Raw genomic sequence first — 20375 nt, forward strand, 5'->3', positions numbered from 1 at the left:
TAAATCAAAAAACAAGTGCAAAAAGTTATGTTAAAAATAACTTTTTGCACTGTATGATAACTATTTTTGTTCTTGCTCTTTATAATCACAATTTGGACATATAACTTGAGCTGATTTTCCTTTCTTACGTTCAACAAGTACTGTTTCACATTTAGGACATGAACGATCTAAAGGTTTATCCCATGATGTATAATCACATTCTGGGTATCTTGAACAACCATAGAACACTCTGTTCTTTTTAGATTTACGTTCGACAACTTCTCCCTCTTTACACTTAGGACATTTAACGCCAATCGTTTTAATGATTGCTTTTGTATTTCTACAATCTGGAAAATTTGAACAAGCCATAAACTTACCGTATCGGCCCATTTTATAAACCATTGGTGAACCACATAATTCGCAATCCTCACCGGCAGGTTCATCTTTAATTTCAATTTTCTCCATTTCTTCTTCTGCTCTTGCTACATCGATTTTAAAGTTTTCATAGAACATATCTATGACTTTCTTCCACTCAATTTCACCATCTGCTACTTTATCGAGCAATGTTTCCATATTAACTGTAAAGTCAACATCGATAATTTCAGGGAAGTATTCTTTAACTGACTCATGTACGATTTCTCCTAACTCTGTAGGCACAAATCGTTTCTGGTCTAATTTTACGTAGTTTCTTTTTTGAATCGTATCGATTGTAGGTGCATAAGTTGAAGGTCTACCGATTCTTAATTCTTCTAAAGTTTTAACTAAACGTGCTTCAGTGTATCGTGGTGGTGGTTGAGTGAAATGTTGCTTTGGATCGATTTTCTCAGCCGTAACGATATCACCTTTTTCTAACGGTGGTAATTTACCTTCTTTTTCTTCATCAGTATCATCCTTAGCTTCAACATATACTTTCATGAAACCTTTAAATTTGATTGTTTGACCATTTGCTCTGAATTTTAAATCGCCTTGTGTAATATCTGCTGCAACTGTATCAGCAATAGCAGGTGCCATTTGACTTGCCATAAAACGTTCCCAAATCAATTTATATAATCGATATTGATCTCTAGATAAGAATGTTTTCATTTGATCTGGTGTACGTTCCACACTTGTCGGTCTAACTGCTTCATGGGCATCTTGTGCGCCTTGTTTACCTTTTGTTGCTTTTGCCTTAGATAAATACTCTTTACCGTACTCTTTTTCAATAAATGATGCTGCTTCAGCTTGAGCACTATCAGCTATACGTGTAGAGTCCGTTCTCATATAAGTAATCAAACCAACAGTACCTTGTTTTTTCAAATCTATACCTTCGTATAATTGTTGTGCTAACATCATCGTTTTTCTAGCTTTAAAATTCAACTTACGTGATGCTTCTTGTTGTAAAGATGAAGTTGTAAATGATTTCGCAGGATATCTTAATTTTTCTTTCTTAGTGACTTGTGTAACTTCAAATTTATCTCCATCTAATTGTGTTGTAATTTTTTGTACGTCTTTTTCATTTTTTAATTTAACGGGTTTACTTTTCTCATGTAAAAACTTCGCACTAAATGTTTTAGTTTTATGTTTAAATAAACCTTCGATTGTCCAGTATTCTTCTGGATTAAAATTATTAATTTCGTTTTCACGATCTATAACGAGTCTTAATGCAACAGATTGTACACGACCTGCTGATAAACCTTTTTTAACTTTCTTCCATAACACTGGAGAAATGTTATACCCAACAAGTCTATCTAATACACGTCTCGCTTGTTGTGCATCAACTAATTCATGTTCAATTTCTCTAGGATGCTTAAAGCTATCTTTTACTGCATCTTTTGTTATTTCGTTAAATACGACTCTTGATTTTTTATTTTCATCTATATCTAATATATGTGCTAAATGCCACGCAATTGCTTCACCTTCACGATCGGGGTCACTTGCGAGATAAACGTTTTTTGCTTTTTTTGCATAGCGTTTTAAATCTTTTACAACTGGCCCTTTGCCGCGAATCGTAATATATCTAGGTTCATAATTATTTTCAACATCTACGCCCATTTGACTACGAGGTAAATCTCTAACATGCCCCATAGATGCAACGACTTTATATTTTTTTCCTAAATATTTTTCAATGGTTTTTGCTTTTGCGGGCGATTCAACGATGACAAGATTTTCTGCCAAAGTAAGTCCCCCTTGCTATTCTATTGATTACAAATGTAAATGATAAACTGATAAATTCAGCTTTGTCAATTAAAACATTTTATAAAATTTATTTTTGTTCAGTAAATATACAATAATCCTCAATGATATCTTGAGCATTTTGTACGAGCTTAGCACCTTCTTTTATTCTATTATTGCCACCTTTGCTTAAAGATTGAAAAATCGTGCCCGGGCAACAATAAACATTTCTATTTTGTTCCAATGCCAAGTCTATCGTGATTAAAGAACCACTACGTTCATTTGCTTCAGTTACTAATACTCCTTGTGACAATCCACTAATAATACGATTTCTTTCTGGAAAACGCCATTTTTGAACTTTCCTTGTTGGATAATACTCAGATATGACGAGATGATCTTTACGCATCAGTTCACTTATATATTGTGTCGCTTTAGGATAATGATAATCTAAACCAAATGCAGCAACACCTATAGTTTGACCACTATACTCTATCGCTTTTAAATGTGCAAAATAATCTGCACCCATTGCCATACCAGAAACAATCGTAATATGTGACTTAACAAGGTCTGGCACAATAGCATCACAAATTTGTTCTGAATATAGTGTAGCCTTCCTTGAACCGACTATAGCCAATTTTTGTTTATTTTGCAATAACGACATATTACCCATTCCAAAAAGTACAAGTGGATAATCATAAATTTCCTTTAGTAAAGTTGGATAACAATCCTCATCAGAAAATACCATTTGAATATTTCTTTTCTCTAATGAAGCACGTATTTTATCTATATTACTATCATTATATTTGTGATACATCGTTAATATTGTTCTCTCTTTTAAACCAATTTTATGTACAAAATCAATAAACGTAGTTCTATATGAAAGAAAATTTAACTCAGAATCATAACGAATCATCTTGTGAATTTGATTAGTCGTAAAACCACTGTAAACTAATTTTAAAATTGATTGTTGATAATCATTCATAAATATACACCTCTTATAATATAGATTTTTTATTTTTTGGCGGGCGACTAACGATCTTGTTTTGGTTTCTTATATTTGGAAATTTATAAAATTTAGAGCGCAATAGTACTTGCGAGCGGTTTGGTATGTGGTTTCTTAGTGTAAATGTGGGATTTGAAAATACTAAATAGTGATGTATTGGTAGATTTAGATTTATTTCTTGAAATATTGATTGAAGGGTATTTTTAGCTTTGTATAATTGTACAAATGGTGATGTGTAACGTTTATTATAAGAACTCTTTATATAGTTGTCATAGATTTCGAAATCACCATAGTAGTGTTTAACTTCTAATATACTTATTTGACTATTATGTATGATTAAAAAATCTATTTGTACTGCATTTGAAGATATAAATTCAAGATTATGATTAAACACAATTTGATGTTGTTGCTTTAAAAAATCTTCTTCAAGTTGTTCGCCTTCATAACCTTTAAATTTATTCATGATTTCAAAATCATGACTGTCTTCACTTAATCTTGATGTTAGTGCATTTACATATGCTATTTCATAGTTGTGATTCATGCCTCACTCCTGTTTGTTAATATTTTACATATATTATAGTTTATGCATTTAATATTGTCCACGAAAAAAACCACTAACAAACTAAAATTTAGTTCATTAGCGGCTATATAAATTTAAACACCAAATAAGCACAGTGCTTTTCTATTGAAGAAAGACACTGTACTTATATATATGGTTATTATTTAACTGTTAGACATTTTTCGTATAAACCGTCTTCTTTTTTAATACGGTTTATAAGTGTTTCAGCGATAACAGATGGTGTATCTGCTGTATCAATACCACAGTCATTTAAAGTTTTGATTTTTTCAGATGCAGTACCTTTACCACCTGAAATGATTGCACCAGCATGACCCATACGTTTTCCTGGAGGTGCTGTTTGACCACCAATGAATCCTACTACTGGTTTTGTCATGTTAGCTTTAATCCATTCAGCTGCTTCTTCTTCAGCTGTTCCACCGATTTCACCAATCATAACAACTGCATATGTTTCGTCGTCTTCATTAAATGCTTTTAATACATCAATGAAGTCTGTACCATTAACTGGGTCCCCACCAATACCGACAGCCGTCGTTTGACCGATACCTGCTTGAGTTAATTGATGAACCGCTTCATATGTTAATGTACCTGAACGTGAAACTACGCCTACGTGACCTTTTTTATGGATGTAACCAGGCATAATACCAATTTTACATTCATCTGCAGTGATCACACCAGGACAGTTTGGTCCTACTAAGCGTGTTTTCTTACCTTCTAAGTATCTCTTAACTTTAATCATATCAATAACAGGAATATGTTCTGTGATACAAATAGCTAAGTCTAATTCAGCATCTGCGCTTTCAATAATTGCATCAGCCGCAAATGGAGCTGGTACATATATAACTGAAACAGTTGCGCCAGTTTCAGCGACTGCTTCTTCTATAGTGTTAAATACTGGTACACCTTCAACCACTTGCCCACCTTTACCAGGTGTTACCCCAGCAACGATTTGAGTACCGTATTCTAGCATTTGTTTAGTATGGAAAAGTGCTGTTGCACCCGTAATACCTTGAACTAATACTTTTGTATTTTTATCGATGTATACACTCACGTAACTCTCCGCCTTTCTTATCGTTCTTGAACTAATTTAACAATTTTCTGAGCACCATCAGCCATGATAGATGCTGGCTCGATTGCTAAACCAGATTCTTTTAAGATTTGTTTACCTTGTTCAACATTAGTACCTTCAAGTCTTACAACTAAAGGCATGTCTAATTCAACTTCTTTAGCAGCAGCTACGATACCTTCAGCAATGACATCACATTTCATGATTCCACCAAAGATATTTACAAAGATACCTTCAACTTGTGAATCACCTAAGATGATTTTGAATGCTTCAGTAACTTTTTCTTTTGTTGCGCCGCCCCCAACGTCAAGGAAGTTAGCCGGATTACCGCCAAAGTGATTAATTGTATCCATCGTAGCCATAGCTAAGCCAGCTCCGTTTACCATACAACCGATGTTTCCATCAAGTGCGATATAAGATAAGTCGTATTTAGAAGCTTCAATTTCTTTTTCGTCTTCTTCTTCTAAATCGCGCATTTCAACGATATCTTTATGTCTGAATAAAGCGTTATCATCGAAGTTTACTTTTGCATCAAGTGCTAATACTTCACCACTTCCTGTTGTAACAAGTGGGTTAATTTCAACAATTGAGCAGTCTTTTTCTACAAACACATTATATAAAGACATCATTAATTTAACAGCTTTGTTAACTGATTCTTTAGGGATGTTAATATTAAATGCTATTCTTCTAGCTTGGTAAGGCATTAATCCAGTAACAGGATCAATTACTTCTTTGAAGATTTTTTCAGGAGTTGCTGCTGCAACTTCTTCAATTTCAGTTCCGCCTTCTTCTGAAGCCATTAAAGTAATTCTGTCTGTAGCTCTATCAATAACGAACCCAATGTAATATTCTTTTTGAATATCGCATCCTTCTTCGATAAGAAGACGTTTTACTTCTTTACCTTCAGGGCCAGTTTGATGTGTAACAAGTACTTTGCCTAATAATTCTTTAGCATATTCACGTACTTCATCAATTGATTTAGCAATTTTAACGCCACCAGCTTTACCACGTCCGCCAGCATGGATTTGCGCTTTAACAACATATACATTTGAATCTAATTCTTTCGCTTTTTCTACTGCTTCAGCAGGTGAAAAAGCCACTGAACCATTAGGTACAGCTACGCCCATAGAGCGAAAAATCTCTTTACCTTGATACTCATGGATATTCATTCTCCATCCTCCTAATACATACAATAATGTTTGCTTACTTCTCAATTATAGAAAATGTAAGCGTTATTGTAAACAAGGAGAGTCCAATTTTACGAATTGTTAGACTAATATTTCACTTTTGATTTGATAGGTTCAAAAGTTTTACGGTGTATCGGTGTAATACCATAATTTTCGAGCCCTTCTAAATGTGCTTTTGTTCCATATCCTTTGTTTTTATCAAAATCATATCCAGGATAATCAATATGATATTGAGACATTAACTTATCACGATATTCTTTAGCAATCACACTCGCTGCTGCTATTGAGACACTATTTAAGTCTCCTTTAATAATAGATGTTTGTGGAATGTCATTATCTAACTTCATCGCATCTATTAATAAGTGGTCTGGTTTGATTAACAATTGGTCTATTGCTCGCTGCATCGCTACCTTTGTTGCTTCATATATATTGAGTTCATCAATTTCTTCTACCGTTGCAATGCCAATACCTACTGCACGTGCACGATTATATATTTCTTGTTCGAAATAAGAACGTTTAGCTTGTGATAAAGCTTTTGAATCTGTAATGCCTAAATATTGATGGTTTTGTTCAAGAATAACCGCACTTGCTACGACCGGGCCTGCAAGTGGACCTCTCCCTACTTCATCAATCCCACAAATAACAGCATCTTTGTTTAAGTCTAATACTTGTTTTTCATATTGATTCATTTGAATATATTTATGATGAAGTTGTTCTATTTTTTCTAACTGCTTGATTCGCTTACTTAATGCACTTTGAACACCTTTACGTTCATCTTCGTTATAAGGTGATGCTTCAACTTCTTGAATCGTTAAATATTGTTTAATCTCTTCAACAATTTCTTTAATGCTCTTCTGTTTCATGCATGCCATCCTTCATTTCTTCATATATATCGAAGCAGTAATGACCAATTTTAGCATTACGTAAATCTCTAATGATTAACTCCGTGACAGACTCATAATCTACTTCGTTACCACGTTTTAACATACCTCTTCTTTTACCAATTTGATCAAACAAACCAATGACGTCACCGTCTTCAGGTAATTCAATTTGATAAAATTGTTTTAATTTTTCTGGATCATGATCGATTAAAAAGTTTAATCCATATATCGCAACTTCATCTAAATGTACAATACTGTCTTTAATTGCCCCTGTTAAACTCAGCTTTTTACCAATCGTTTGGTCTTCAAATTTCGGCCATAAAATACCTGGTGTATCTAACAATTCTAATTCTTTTCCTACTTTAATCCATTGTTGTTTTTTCGTCACACCTGGTGTATTACCTGTTTTAGCAATTGATTTTTTGGCTAATTTATTGATAAGTGTGGATTTACCTACATTCGGAATACCAACTATCATAGCTCTGATTGCTCTCGGACGAAGACCTTTACGTTTTTCTCTATCAAATTTTTCTTTAGTGGCAGCTTGTGCAGCTTTCATAAGCTCACCTAAATGTTTACCATGTTTCGAATCAATTTGAACTGGGAAAAAGCCTTGATTTTTAAAGTATTGTGTCCATTTATCTGTCTCACTTTGTTTTGACATGTCTTTTTTATTAAGTATTACAACACGAGGTTTTTGTTTAACAATGTCATCAATCATCGGATTTCTTGAAGATAGCGGAATACGTGCATCGACTAATTCGAATACCACATCTACCATTTTTAATTGTTCTGTTACTTCGCGTCTCGCTTTGGCCATATGACCTGGAAACCATTGAATTGTCATTTATATTTATCCTTTCTTATCTTAAACTATCGAAATATGATATATTAACCATATCTATATAGGAGGTTTGTTATGTTTATTTCAATTATAGTTCCTCTTTATAATGAGGAAACTAACATCTCTATTTTACATGAAAAAGTATCAAACGTCTTTTTAAATTTGCCGCATCAATTCGAAATCATTTTTGTTGATGATGGTTCTACAGATGCTTCTTTGAATTTAATTCAATCACTATCAGAAAAAGACAATCAAGTTAAATACATATCTTTCTCTAAAAATTTCGGCAAAGAATCTGCTATGTATTGTGGACTTGAACACAGTATAGGCGATGCTGTTATTATTATGGATTCAGACCTTCAACACCCACCCGAGATAATCCCACAAATGATTGAATTACATCTTGAAGGCTATCAACAAGTTGTCGCATTACGCAATCGCGACAAAGAGTCATTTTTCAAAAGAATTCCAGCTAAAATATTCTATAAATTATCTAGAAATATGATTGATGTTAAGTTAAAAAGTGGTGAAGGTGACTTTCGATTAATATCTAAAGAAGTTGTTGAGTCTATCATTAAAATGACAGAGTATAACCGATTCTCTAAAGGTATATTTGAATGGGTTGGTTTTAATAAGACAACTATTACATATGATCATCTAGATAGAAATCAAGGACGTTCTAAATATTCCAACTTTAAATTAATCGATTACGCAATTGATGGTATCGTTAGTTTTAATAATAAACCGCTTCGACTATGCTTTTATTTTGGTGGTATTACAATGTTTATCTGTCTTCTATATATTTTAATTACATTTATAAATATTATGATACATGGCATCGAAGAACCCGGTTATTTCACAATTATTTCCGCCATTTTATTCCTAGGGGGCCTTCAATTATTTAGTTTAGGTGTTATAGGTGAATACATTGGTCGTATTTATTATGAAACAAAAGATAGACCAAAATATATTATTCAACAAACAAACCTTAAATTTCACGAATAACACATATAGGTGAATCAAATGATAAATAAAATAAAAACATTTTTTTATAACAACGCTATTTACAAATACATTTTGCTTTTCGGTGTTTTAGCCATTTTAGGTCATACTTATATACTTTATCGCTATTTTAAAGATGGTATTATCTTTACTGGACCAAATGATGGTATCGAACAAATGTTACCAATTCAAATGTATTTATATGAACATTGGACACATGGAACATTTTTCTATTCAACTGATTTAGGTCTTGGTGGAGATATGTTTATGGATTTGTCCTATTACTTCTCTACGAATATTTTGTTCATTATCAATGTCATTTTTGTTTGGTTAGGCTCATTTATCTTCCATTTTAATACGGATCATATGTTATTTTGGGCTCAGAATGCCATTGTCATATCAATCGTAAAGTCATTTTTAATTATGAGTTTTACCTTTTTATATGTTAAGAAGATTGGCTTAAATCGAACTGCTTCAATAGTTGCAGCTTTTCTATTTGCAGTTTCTCCTATTTATTTTAGGTTTACTGTATATTGGCCATTCTTTAGCGATGTCTTTATGCTATTACCATTATTATTATTCAGTATTGAAAGATTTTTAAAAGATAAAAAGATTGGCATGTTTATCGTAATCGTTGCCCTAACGTTTATCAATAACTTTTATTTCGCATACTATCAGTTTTTAACAGGACTCATTTACTTTTTCTATCGATTTATTTTTCAACATAAGGCTGATATCGTACCAAGAATACAACAACTTAAATTACTTGTAGTAGCGAGTATACTTGGTCTTGGAAGTAGTTTATTTATTTTCTTCCACTCTGCCCATAGTTTCATTGGGAATAATCGTGCAATTTATAATGGAACGATTCCATTACTGTCTAACTTTAATAAACATGACAATATATTCTATGACAATTATTTAATTGTAGTACTTTTTATAGCCATTCAGGCGCTTTTAACAATAAAGCTTTACAAACATTATTATTATAGATTATTTAGCATTTTTACGATTATTTTAATGATTGCAAGCTTTATACCTTATGTAGATAGTATTTTTAATGGCTTTTCTGCACCACAAAAAAGATGGCATTATTTATTAACATTCTTTTCTAGTGGTTTAATTGCGAGTTACGTATATTACTTTAAATCGATTAGCATCAAGCAATATATCATCACCGCCATACCAGGTTTTATCGTCATTTTTTCAAGTTATTACGTAACTAAAGATTATGTCAGTTGGATTTGGATGGTACCTATTCTATTTGTAATAGGATTGCTCGTATTAACCATAAAGCGTTTTACACGTTTATTAACACTTGTATTTGCGACAATGATTTTGTTAACTTCTTTCTTAGTCTCAAAAGATCATAGTAAGAACCAAATCTATCACGAAGATCATGAAAGACGTGCAAATAAATTCTTTATTCAAGCAAGTACGTTTGATAGTGGTTTACAACGAAGTCATGTATCACATTTAAATCAACAATTGAATCCTGATGAAAGATTAGGATGGCGCGTATTAACACAAGACAATACACCTATGTATCAACATTTTAAAGGTCTTAGTTTATACTCTAGTATTTTTGATGGCGGTTTAAATCAATATCTTTTTGAAGATGCAAAAGTTAATCTACAAAATGAATCGTTAAGTCGTTATAGCGATATGCAAGATAGATCAAACTTATACAGCCTTTGGTCAACAAAGTATATAATGAAGAAATCATATCAAAAATCATCGCCAGCAAACTTTAAATTGATTCAAGACGATGGCAAATATCAAATATTAGAAAACGAGCAACCGTTACCTGCAGTTAAAGTAACCGATCAATATTATGATGCCAATAATATTCATAAACCGTTAGATCTTGAACATGCTATGATTAAAGGTGTTGTTACAACAGATAAAGATAAAGTTAATTCAGAAATAAACAAAGCACCGAATCTTTTAAATCAAACTACCATTACAACACGTGATGCCGATTATCAACACAATATGTTGACCGTGCCTCGAAATGGAGATGGTTTAACGATTCAGCTACCTAAAAAGTTAACGAATCAATATCAAGATTTATATTTAATGTTACATTTAGAACGGGAATTACCACAATCAAACTTTACAATTCAAGTAAATGATTATCCAAATAATCGTCTCTTCCAAGATTCAAAATATCGCATGAATCAAGATGATTTACTTTATCGTGTGCCAGTACCTAAAGATGGGAAAATATTTATCTCATTAACGAATGGGAAATATAAATTACAATTACAAGGTTTATATGGTGAAAATTATCAAACGTTGAAGCAAGCTCATAAAGAGAAACGTTATACTTACCATGAAAAAAACGGGAAAATTAATATATCTTTAAAAGAACACAAAAAAGGAACAGCAGTCATCAATATACCGTATAGAGAAGGCTTAAAGGCTAAAGTAGACGGTAAAGACAAAGCCATTCACAAAGTCAATCACATTATGTCAGGTATTGATGTAGAACAACAAGACAAAGATATAGAAATCACTTATCAACCACCCTATTTTAAAACGATGATTTTGGTTTCATTTGTTTCAATTATTTTAAGTATCGTCTTCACAAGAAAAGTGAATAGGAAGCTGCAAACTTAAATATATTCGACCCTTATTAGTCAATAAAAAATAAGCATATCACCAACAACTGAGTAATCAGTTCAGTGATATGCTTATTTATTTTGTATCGGGATATATGTCCCAATCACTTAAACGCTTAGCAAGCAATGCCAAGGTTTATATTATCTAATTTCTTTAATACGAGCAGCTTTACCACGTAGGCTACGTAAGTAGTAAAGTTTCGCACGACGTACTTTACCGCGACGTTTAACTTCGATTTTCTCGATTTTTGGAGTGTGTACAGGGAATGTACGCTCAACACCAACACCGTAAGAAATTTTACGAACTGTAAACGTTTCAGAAATTCCGCCACCACGACGTTTAATAACTACACCTTCGAACACTTGGATACGTTCGCGGCTACCTTCAACGATACGTACGTGTACAGTTAAAGTGTCACCAGCACGGAATGTTGGAATATCCGTACGTAATTGGTCTTTTGTTACTGCTTCGATTAACTTATTATTACTCATTATATTCTCTCCTTCTGACTATGTTCTTGCCCAATGTAATTGTTTCATATAAATGCTAGCAGCGGATCATAGTGAATTTGTGCTCACACACTTATATTAATATATCACATTGTACAAGTTGATTCAATCTATTTTTTGTTATCATTTAAGAAACGTTTATCCGCTTCTGTTAATGGATAACTTTCTAACAAATCTGGTCTTCTCTGTTGTGTTCTTAACAATGATTGTTCATGTCTCCATTTTTCAATGTTTGCATGATTCCCAGATAATAATACATCTGGTACCTTTAAGCCTTCATAATCTGCTGGTCTAGTGTACTGAGGATGTTCTAATAATCCAGATGAAAATGAATCATCTTCATGTGATACTTGATTGCCAAGAACACCTGGTAATAGTCTTACGATTGCATCTGTCATTGTCATGCTCGCAAGTTCGCCACCCGTTAATACAAAGTCTCCAATTGATATTTCATCCGTTACACAATGTTCTCTAATACGCTCATCATATCCTTCATAATGACCACAAATAAAAATAATATGATCACTTTCTGATAAAGACTCCGCTTTCGCTTGAGTGAATGGCTCACCTTGTGGACACATTAAAATCACACGCGTGTTTTCATCTTTATCTAATGAACGAAGTGCATTGAATACAGGTTCTGGCTTAAGGACCATACCTTGTCCACCACCATAAGGATAATCATCAACTTGTGAATGTTTATTATTCGCAAAATCTCTAAAATTCACTGTATTAAATTGAACAATTTCTTTATCTTGTGCTCGTTTCATTATGGAATGATTGAGTACACCTTCATACATTTCTGGAAACAGTGTTAAATAATCAATCTTCATCAGTCTAATAAACCTTCTAACGGTTCAATTTTAATAGTCTTCAGATTAACATCAACATGTTTAACAACATCTTCAATATAAGGAATTAAATATTCTTTATCTCCCTTAACGACCCATACATCGTTAGCACCTGTCTCCATTATTTCGATTACTCTACCTAACGCTTCTTCATCTACGAACACTGTACAACCAATAATATCTGAATAATAATATTCATTTTCTTCAAGTTCAATCGCTTCATTTGATTGTTCTTGGTAAATTTTAGAACCTTTTAAATGTTCGATATCATTAATGTTATAAATACCTTCAAACGTTAAAAGATGAAAATTCTTATGCATTCTATGTGATGCTATTGTATATGAAAATGATTCATTATTTTTCTTAACTGTAATAAGTTGACCTTTATGAAATCGTTCATCGGTAAAGTCAGAATCTGATAATACTTTCACTTCACCTTTAATACCATGTGTATTAACAATTTTGCCTATTTCAACATTCATTGAGCTGTGCCTCCTCAACTGTTTCATTAATTATTAACATTAAAAAAGAGCACCAATTAGGTACTCTTAATTAACTTCTACAAACACTTTCTTGCCTTGCTCGTTCATTGAACCAGACACAATTGTACGAATTGCTTTAATCATTCTGCCCTTCTTACCAATAATTCTGCCAATGTCTTCTTCATGAACGTCTATATTGAACGTAATGCTAGAATCTTGTTCATCTTTAGATATATTGATGTTCTCCGGATAATCTACGAGCGGTACTATAATTGTTTGTATTAATTTTTCCAATATAATCTACGCTTTACTTAGAAAGTTTAGAATTATGGAATTTCTCCATGATACCTTGAGTTGATAAGATATCACGAACTGTATCAGTAGGTTTTGCACCGTCAGCTAACCATTTTAAAGCTAACTCTTCGTCAACTTTGATTTCTGCTTCTGGTTTAGCAACTGGATTGTAAGTACCGATTGGTTCGATAATACGACCATCACGTGGAGAACGTGCATCTGCTACTACTATACGATAAAATGGGTTTCTTTTTGACCCTTTACGTGTTAAACGAATTTTAACTGCCATGTTTAAAAAACTCCTTACTCATTTATAATTTCTTTTCTACAAGTAAATACTATAACAGGATATAAATTGTTTGTAAAGTGTTTTCTCTTTACCAATTTAAATTTCATACAAAATAAGAGAGCAAAGCTGGCATTATCCCTTAAAGATTGCTGCCATCACTTTGCTCTATATTAAAGTTATATCATACTTCTATTAGAACGGTAAGTTCATTCCTTGGAATGGATTTCCGCCTCGCTTACCTTTTTTACCTTTTTTATTGCTACCTGTAAATTGTTTCATCATTTTCTTCATATCGCCAAATTGCTTGATCAATCTATTTACTTCTTGTAAAGAACGACCTGAACCTTTAGCAATACGACGTTTTCTAGAAACATTTAAAATGTCAGGATTATTTCTTTCTTCTAAAGTCATAGAACGGATAATCGCTTGAACATTATCGATTTGTTTAGGATCCATGTTAGCATTTTTCATGCCTTTCATTTTGTTAGCACCTGGAATCATATTCATCAGATCATCTAACGAACCTAAACCTTTAACTTGTTCTAATTGTTCTAAGAAATCATCAAACGTAAATGAAGATGTTCTCATTTTCTTTTCTAATTCTTTAGCTTTTTCTTCATCGACACCTTGTTGGGCTTTTTCAATTAAACTTAATACGTCACCCATACCTAAAATTCTAGATGCCATACGTTCTGGATGGAACAATTCAAGTCCATCTAGCTTTTCACTCATACCAATAAATTTAATTGGCTTTTCAGTAACAGAACGGATCGAAAGTGCTGCACCACCACGTGTGTCACCATCTAATTTAGTTAATGTTACACCTGTTATATCTAATGTATTATCAAATGATTCTGCAACATTTACAGCATCTTGACCTGTCATAGAGTCTACAACAAGCATAATTTCATCTGGTTTAGATACTTCTTTAACGTCTACAAGCTCATTCATTAATGCTTCATCAATATGCAGACGACCTGCTGTATCGATAATAACAAAGTCTAAATGTTCTTCTCGTGCATATTTCAACGCATTCTCAGTAATTTGTTTTGGACTTACTTGATCGCCTTCAGTATATACAGGTATATCAATTTGCTTACCAACCGTTTGTAACTGTTGAATCGCAGCTGGTCTATAAATATCACATGCGACAAGTAATGGCTTTTTGTTATATTTTTTTCTCATTAATAATGCTAATTTACCTGCAGTTGTTGTTTTACCTGCACCTTGTAAACCGACCATCATCACAACAGTAGGTGGTTTACTGCTCATGTTAATTTTACTATTTTCTCCACCCATTAAAGTTGTTAATTCATCTTGAACAATCTTGATGACTTGTTGTCCAGGTGTTAAAGATTGCATAACATCTGCACCTAACGCACGCTCAGATACTGTGTTTACAAAAGATTTAACAACTTTAAAGTTAACGTCTGCTTCTAATAATGCTAATCGTACTTCACGCATCATTGCTTTAATATCTTGCTCTGTAACTTTACCCTTACCTTTGATGCGTTGCATCGTGGCTTGAAGTCTTTCGGATAACCCTTCAAATGCCATAAATTTCTCCTCCTATTCAAGAATTTCTAAGCGTTCTATCGCCTGATTAAGTTCTTGATTATCTCCTGACAATCTTTTTAATTCATCAATAATAGATTGTCTTTCTTTAAATTTTTTAAAGAGCTGTAATTTCGTTTCGTACTCTTCTAATAATTCATCTGTTCGTTTTATATTATCATATACTGCTTGTCGACTCACATGAAATGTCTCTGCAATTTCACTTAGTGCATAATCTTGTAAATAATATAATTCTAAATAATTGCGTTGTTTTTCAGTTAATAACCCTTGATAAAAATCAAATAAGTAATTCATTCTCATTGTTTTTATAAGTTCATTATTTTCCGTCATTTTGATCAGCTTCTTCAGTAGTATTTTCAACAGATTCATTCGCATCTATCATATCTGCAAATAATCCATAAACATAGCTTTCTGCATCAAATGGTTGTAAGTCATCAAGTTTTTCACCGAGTCCTACAAATTTAACTGGAATTTGTAATTCATTACGTATTGCTAACACGATACCACCTTTTGCTGTTCCGTCAAGTTTCGTTAATACGATACCTGTAACTTGTGTCACTTCTTTAAATGATTTAGCTTGTGACAATGCGTTTTGACCAGTTGTAGCATCTAATGCTAATAATACTTCATGTGGTGCTCCAGGTACATTACGATCAATAACTTTTCTAACTTTTTGTAATTCATTCATCAAGTTTGCTTTATTTTGTAATCGTCCTGCTGTATCACAAATTAAAATATCAGCACCTCTATTTTTAGCAGCATTTACAGCATCATACATAACTGCTGCTGGGTCAGAACCTTCTTTTTGACTAATCACTTCTACGCCAACACGTTCTCCCCATACTTTCAATTGTTCAATAGCACCTGCACGGAAAGTATCTCCAGCTGCTAACATGACTTTTTTACCTTCTTGCTTATAACGGTGTGCTAATTTACCAATTGTCGTCGTTTTACCGACACCATTAACACCAACCATTAATATAACATTTAATCGGTCATTTTCAATATTCATTTGATCAATATCTTCATCATCTTGCACATATATTTCGACTATTTTTTCAACGATGACTTCTCTTAATTCAGATGTTTCACTAATATTTTGGCGTTTAGCTTCCATACGTAATTCATCAACAAGTTCCATAACTGTGTTAAATCCAACATCTGCTTGAATTAACATTTCTTCTAATGCTTCAAAGAAATCTTCGTCAACTTTACGGTAAACAGCTAATAAATCATTTAATTTATTTTGGAAGTTCTCTCTAGATTTTTCTAACCCTTGTTTGAACTTAGCACCAAGTTGTTCAGATTCCCATTCTTCAAACTCATCTAATGACATTAATCCATCGTCAAACTGAACCGCTTCAGGATTTTCTTTTTCATTAGACTCAGGTTCTAAGTCTTGGACTGGTTGTTCTTCTTGGTTTTCAATTTCTTTGTTTTTTTCTTCACTAGGAGAGAATTTATCCTTTAATCGTTTAAAAAAACTCATGATTGTAATGCCTCCAATTCTTCTTCTTTAATTGATTTTAAGTTAACACTCACAAGTTTAGAAATGCCTGCTTCTTGCATTGTAACACCATATAAGCTATCCGCGTATGACATTGTGCCTTTTCTATGTGTAATGACGATAAATTGAGTTTCTGATTTAAGTTGATCTAAATATTCTGCATATCTTATCACATTTTGTTCATCTAATGCAGCTTCAACTTCATCTAGTATTACAAAAGGCGCTGTACGTGCTTTTAATATTGCAAAGAGTAAACTGATTGCAGATAGCGCACGTTCCCCACCACTAAGTAGCGATAAGTATTGTCGATTCTTACCTGGAGGTTGTACGACAATTTCAACACCAGCATCTAAAATATCTTTATCTGTAAGTTGTAACTCAGCACGTCCACCATTGAAGAGTGATTTAAACACATTTCCAAAATGATGATTCACTTCATCAAAGGTTTCTTTAAATCTAGTAGATACTTCGCCATCCATTTCTAATATGACTTGTTCTAATGTTTCTTTTGCTTCTAATAAATCTGTTCTTTGGTCACTTAAGAATGTATATCTTTCATTAACTTCTTTAAATTGTTCAATCGCATTTAAATTTACATGTCCAAGTTCATCTATAGACATTTTTGTTAATTTAACTGTTTTTCTTGCTTCTGAAATATCTTCTGGCATTTCATACAATGATTGTGCTTTTTCAAAAGTTAATTGATACGTTTCATTTAAGTGTGTCAATTGATGCTCAATCATAATATCTATTTTAGAGTGCTTACTCACCATATCTTGTAAGCCTGTTTCTAAACCAGAAATGCTTTGATGCATAGATTGCGTATCGCGCTCAATTTGCTCAATTTCTTCTTGAATAGATTTATATTTATTTTGATTATCCATCATTTTCGTTTCTATTTCTTGCTTTTTATCTGTAAACAGTTGAATTTGACTTTCGACTTTTTCAAATTGACCACTACCCATATAATCATCGGAATTGATTAATTCAATTTGGTCATTAATCTTAGTTAACGTATGTTCATATTCGTTTAAATCTTCTTTAAGTCGTTTCTTGTCTTGTTCTTTCAAACGATTTCGTTCTTTTTCAACTGCAAGATTTGAACGCTTTTCATTTAATGTATTTTGAATTGTTTTTTCACTATCTTTACTATGTGAAAGAGATGCATTTAATTGATTGATTTCGTTATCAATTTTCTCTATATCTTGTTTAATATTTACAAGTTTATTTTGCTTTTCTTGTAATGTTTCTTGACCTTTCACAAAGTTATAGCCATCATTCTTCTCAAATTCAAACGTTTCATTTTCGTCTTTTAATCGTTTTTCTTTAGCTAATACTGCATCTAATTGTAACGTTACTTCATGCTCTTTAGCTCTTAGTTCAGTACCTTTTTCTTGTGTTTCAGTTAAGGACTGTTCGATATTTTGAACTTCTTGTTTTAATGCTTTGACATTCTCTTCGATTTGAGTTGTTTGTTGCACAAAGTTCTGATACTTATCTTCAGTCGTTTTCAGTTCATCTTTTTGTGATAACAAACTTGCTTTCTTTTCTTTGCCACCACCGGTCATAGCACCACCAGGCGTAATCACATCACCTTCAAGTGTCACAATTCTATGCTTGAACTGAATTAACCTCGCAAGTTGATTGGCAGTTTCTAAATCTTTAGCAATAATTGTACTACCTAACAAATGCTCTACAATATTTCGATATTTCTCGTCATATTTAACGCCTTCAGAAGCTACTGTAATGAAACCTTGTTGATCATTAATTTGCTCGATAACAGATTGTGGTATAAATCGTTTTTTAACCACATTCATTGGTAAGAATGTAGCACGGCCTAGCTTTTTATCTTTTAAATATTTAATCGCTAATCGTGCATCTTTTTCTTCTTTTACAATGATATGTTGTAAAGAAGCACCTAGCGCTATTTCTATTGCTGTTGTTAATTTAGAGGGTGTATCGATAATTTCTGCAACTGCACCTTCTATACCATTGAGTGACTTTTCTTTCAGCACATGTTTCACACCAGAATAAAATCCAGAGTATTCATCTTGCATACTCTTTAACGTATTAATACGCGTCTTCATTTGTTCTGTATAACGGTACGCTTGATACAGTTTTGACTCCGTATCTTTATATGCTTGTTCTTTACTTTTCAACAACTTATGATCAGATTTATATTTTTCAGTTGTTTCTTGAAGTTCTTTTTCAACAGATTGTAGCTTTTCGGTATAAGTCGATTTATCTTCCCAAACACGTTGAAGTTCTTCGTATACTTCTTTTTGTCTGCCATCTAATCTTGATTGTTTTTCTTGATGTGTTGCTAATTTGTCTTCTAAAAATCTAATATCATTATTAATGTCTGATTGTTCTGTCATGAGTTGATAATAACGATCTTTCAATTGTTCAATTTTCTCTTCAAATGTACCTTCTTGATTCGATAATTGACCTTCAAGTCCATTAATTTCTTGCACTAATGCTTGATATCTATCTTTAAATTCTTTCAATTCCACATCTATTTCTTTAATTTGTTCCGTAATTTTGTTAATTCTCATTTGAGAAGCTTGCTTTTCTTCTTCTAGTCTTTCATTTGTCGCATCACTATTTTTTTGACGTTCTTTTAAGACTTCTAATTGACCAGTAAATCTTTCTAATGATTCAGTCGCTTCAACTAATGCCTTGTTATCATTTTGAATTTGATAAGAAATCTGATCTCTCGATTTTTTCTTTTCATTTAATTCAAATGTCATAGCGTCTAATTCATTTGTTTTTTGTTCTTTTTGATATTGAAAATGCTCGATCTCTTGTTCAAGCTTTTTAAAATCTTTATTTAAACTTTCAATATCATATACCGTTACAGTAATATCACTCTTTTTCATTTCTTCTTTTAAAGCAATATACTCTTCAGCAATCGCAGCTTCTTCTCTTAGAGGCTCAACTCTTGCCTCTAAATCGAATACAATGTCTTCAACACGATTTAAATTTTGTTCTGTTTCGTCTAATTTTTGTGTCGCTTCTTTTTTACGTTTTTTATATTTTAATATGCCAGCTGCTTCTTCTATGAGATATCTTCTATCACTAGGTTTAGCATTTAATACTTCATCAACTTTACCTTGAGAAATAATACTAAAAGCTTCTTTACCAAGACCTGAATCTAAAAATAGATCTAGGACTGATTTTAAGCGTGTTCGTTCTTTATTTAAATAATATTCACTGTCACCATTTCTATATAAGCGGCGTTCAACTGTTATTGTATCTTCATCTATATTTAATTTTCTTGAATGATTATCCAATGTTAATTTTACTTCTGCATATTGGCACTTTTTACGTTCTTTCGACCCATTAAAGATGACATCTTCCATCTTAGATCCACGTAAACTTTTTGCTGATTGCTCACCGAGAACCCATTTTATAGCATCCGTAATATTACTTTTACCACTACCGTTTGGGCCTACAATAGCTGTCACACCATTATCAAAGTCTACATGTGTATGTTCAGCAAAAGATTTAAATCCATATGCATCTATTGATTTTAAATAAACCATAAACTACC

At 32.5% G+C, this 20375-nt stretch carries 18 protein-coding genes; 2 read left to right on the top strand and 16 right to left on the bottom strand.

Features of this window, described 5'->3' with window-relative positions:
- Window positions 1–60: 60 nt before the first annotated feature.
- From topA to ylqF, 7 genes are all read right to left on the bottom strand, one after another.
- A complete protein-coding gene (gene topA, locus CD035_RS11005) occupies window positions 61–2133 on the bottom strand; it encodes a type I DNA topoisomerase (protein ID WP_048542555.1) in 2073 nt (690 codons plus the stop codon).
- An 88-nt stretch (window positions 2134–2221) separates the two neighbouring features.
- Window positions 2222–3112: a DNA-processing protein DprA gene (gene dprA, locus CD035_RS11010; RefSeq protein ID WP_048542553.1), complete on the bottom strand. Its 891-nt coding sequence runs from the start codon at window positions 3110–3112 to the stop codon at window positions 2222–2224.
- Between the two features lie 13 nt (window positions 3113–3125).
- Window positions 3126–3674, bottom strand: coding sequence for a nuclease-related domain-containing protein (locus tag CD035_RS11015; RefSeq protein ID WP_048542551.1), 549 nt, complete (start codon window positions 3672–3674; stop codon window positions 3126–3128).
- 178 nt (window positions 3675–3852) lie between these two features.
- Window positions 3853–4761 (bottom strand): succinate--CoA ligase subunit alpha, encoded by a 909-nt coding sequence (gene sucD, locus CD035_RS11020; RefSeq protein WP_025905314.1) that lies wholly within the window; start codon window positions 4759–4761, stop codon window positions 3853–3855.
- Between the two features lie 17 nt (window positions 4762–4778).
- On the bottom strand, window positions 4779–5945 hold the full coding sequence (sucC, locus tag CD035_RS11025) for an ADP-forming succinate--CoA ligase subunit beta (RefSeq protein WP_025905313.1): 1167 nt from the start codon (window positions 5943–5945) through the stop codon (window positions 4779–4781).
- A 104-nt stretch (window positions 5946–6049) separates the two neighbouring features.
- A complete protein-coding gene (locus tag CD035_RS11030; protein ID WP_048542549.1) occupies window positions 6050–6826 on the bottom strand; it encodes a ribonuclease HII in 777 nt (258 codons plus the stop codon).
- On the bottom strand, window positions 6807–7691 hold the full coding sequence (gene ylqF, locus CD035_RS11035) for a ribosome biogenesis GTPase YlqF (RefSeq protein ID WP_025905311.1): 885 nt from the start codon (window positions 7689–7691) through the stop codon (window positions 6807–6809). Before ylqF ends, CD035_RS11030 begins: the two co-directional genes overlap by 20 nt.
- A 72-nt stretch (window positions 7692–7763) precedes the next feature.
- Between ylqF and CD035_RS11040 the strand changes: the two genes are divergently transcribed.
- Window positions 7764–8693 carry a glycosyltransferase family 2 protein gene (locus tag CD035_RS11040; protein WP_048542547.1) on the top strand — a complete coding sequence of 310 codons (930 nt, stop codon included), beginning with the start codon at window positions 7764–7766 and terminating at the stop codon, window positions 8691–8693.
- Window positions 8694–8711: 18 nt separating this feature from the next.
- Window positions 8712–11312, top strand: a complete 2601-nt coding sequence (locus CD035_RS11045) for a YfhO family protein (protein WP_048542545.1) — start codon at window positions 8712–8714, stop codon at window positions 11310–11312.
- A gap of 143 nt (window positions 11313–11455) precedes the next feature.
- Here the strand turns inward: CD035_RS11045 and rplS are convergent, their stop codons facing one another.
- The 9 genes from rplS to smc form a co-directional block, all read right to left on the bottom strand.
- Window positions 11456–11806: a 50S ribosomal protein L19 gene (rplS, locus tag CD035_RS11050; protein WP_025905308.1), complete on the bottom strand. Its 351-nt coding sequence runs from the start codon at window positions 11804–11806 to the stop codon at window positions 11456–11458.
- Window positions 11807–11934: 128 nt separating this feature from the next.
- Window positions 11935–12657, bottom strand: a complete 723-nt coding sequence (gene trmD / locus CD035_RS11055) for a tRNA (guanosine(37)-N1)-methyltransferase TrmD (protein ID WP_048542543.1) — start codon at window positions 12655–12657, stop codon at window positions 11935–11937.
- A complete protein-coding gene (rimM, locus tag CD035_RS11060; protein WP_048542542.1) occupies window positions 12657–13157 on the bottom strand; it encodes a ribosome maturation factor RimM in 501 nt (166 codons plus the stop codon). The genes trmD and rimM overlap by 1 nt, the downstream gene beginning before the upstream one ends.
- Before the next feature lie 66 nt (window positions 13158–13223).
- Window positions 13224–13451, bottom strand: a complete 228-nt coding sequence (locus tag CD035_RS11065) for a KH domain-containing protein (RefSeq protein ID WP_025905305.1) — start codon at window positions 13449–13451, stop codon at window positions 13224–13226.
- A gap of 13 nt (window positions 13452–13464) precedes the next feature.
- Window positions 13465–13740, bottom strand: a complete 276-nt coding sequence (gene rpsP / locus CD035_RS11070) for a 30S ribosomal protein S16 (RefSeq protein ID WP_016910739.1) — start codon at window positions 13738–13740, stop codon at window positions 13465–13467.
- A 192-nt stretch (window positions 13741–13932) separates the two neighbouring features.
- Window positions 13933–15297, bottom strand: coding sequence for a signal recognition particle protein (ffh, locus tag CD035_RS11075; RefSeq protein ID WP_048542539.1), 1365 nt, complete (start codon window positions 15295–15297; stop codon window positions 13933–13935).
- 12 nt (window positions 15298–15309) lie between these two features.
- A complete protein-coding gene (locus tag CD035_RS11080; protein ID WP_025905303.1) occupies window positions 15310–15645 on the bottom strand; it encodes a putative DNA-binding protein in 336 nt (111 codons plus the stop codon).
- The gene (gene ftsY, locus CD035_RS11085) at window positions 15632–16804 is read right to left on the bottom strand and encodes a signal recognition particle-docking protein FtsY (protein ID WP_048542538.1); all 1173 of its coding nucleotides are present in this window, start codon (window positions 16802–16804) and stop codon (window positions 15632–15634) included. Before ftsY ends, CD035_RS11080 begins: the two co-directional genes overlap by 14 nt.
- Entirely contained in the window at window positions 16801–20367 is a 3567-nt protein-coding gene (smc, locus tag CD035_RS11090; RefSeq protein WP_048542534.1) for a chromosome segregation protein SMC, read from the bottom strand. Before smc ends, ftsY begins: the two co-directional genes overlap by 4 nt.
- Between the last annotated feature and the right edge of the window lie 8 nt (window positions 20368–20375).

It is taken from the genome of Mammaliicoccus sciuri (assembly GCF_002901825.1).
Taxonomy (GTDB): Bacteria; Bacillota; Bacilli; order Staphylococcales; family Staphylococcaceae; genus Mammaliicoccus; species Mammaliicoccus sciuri.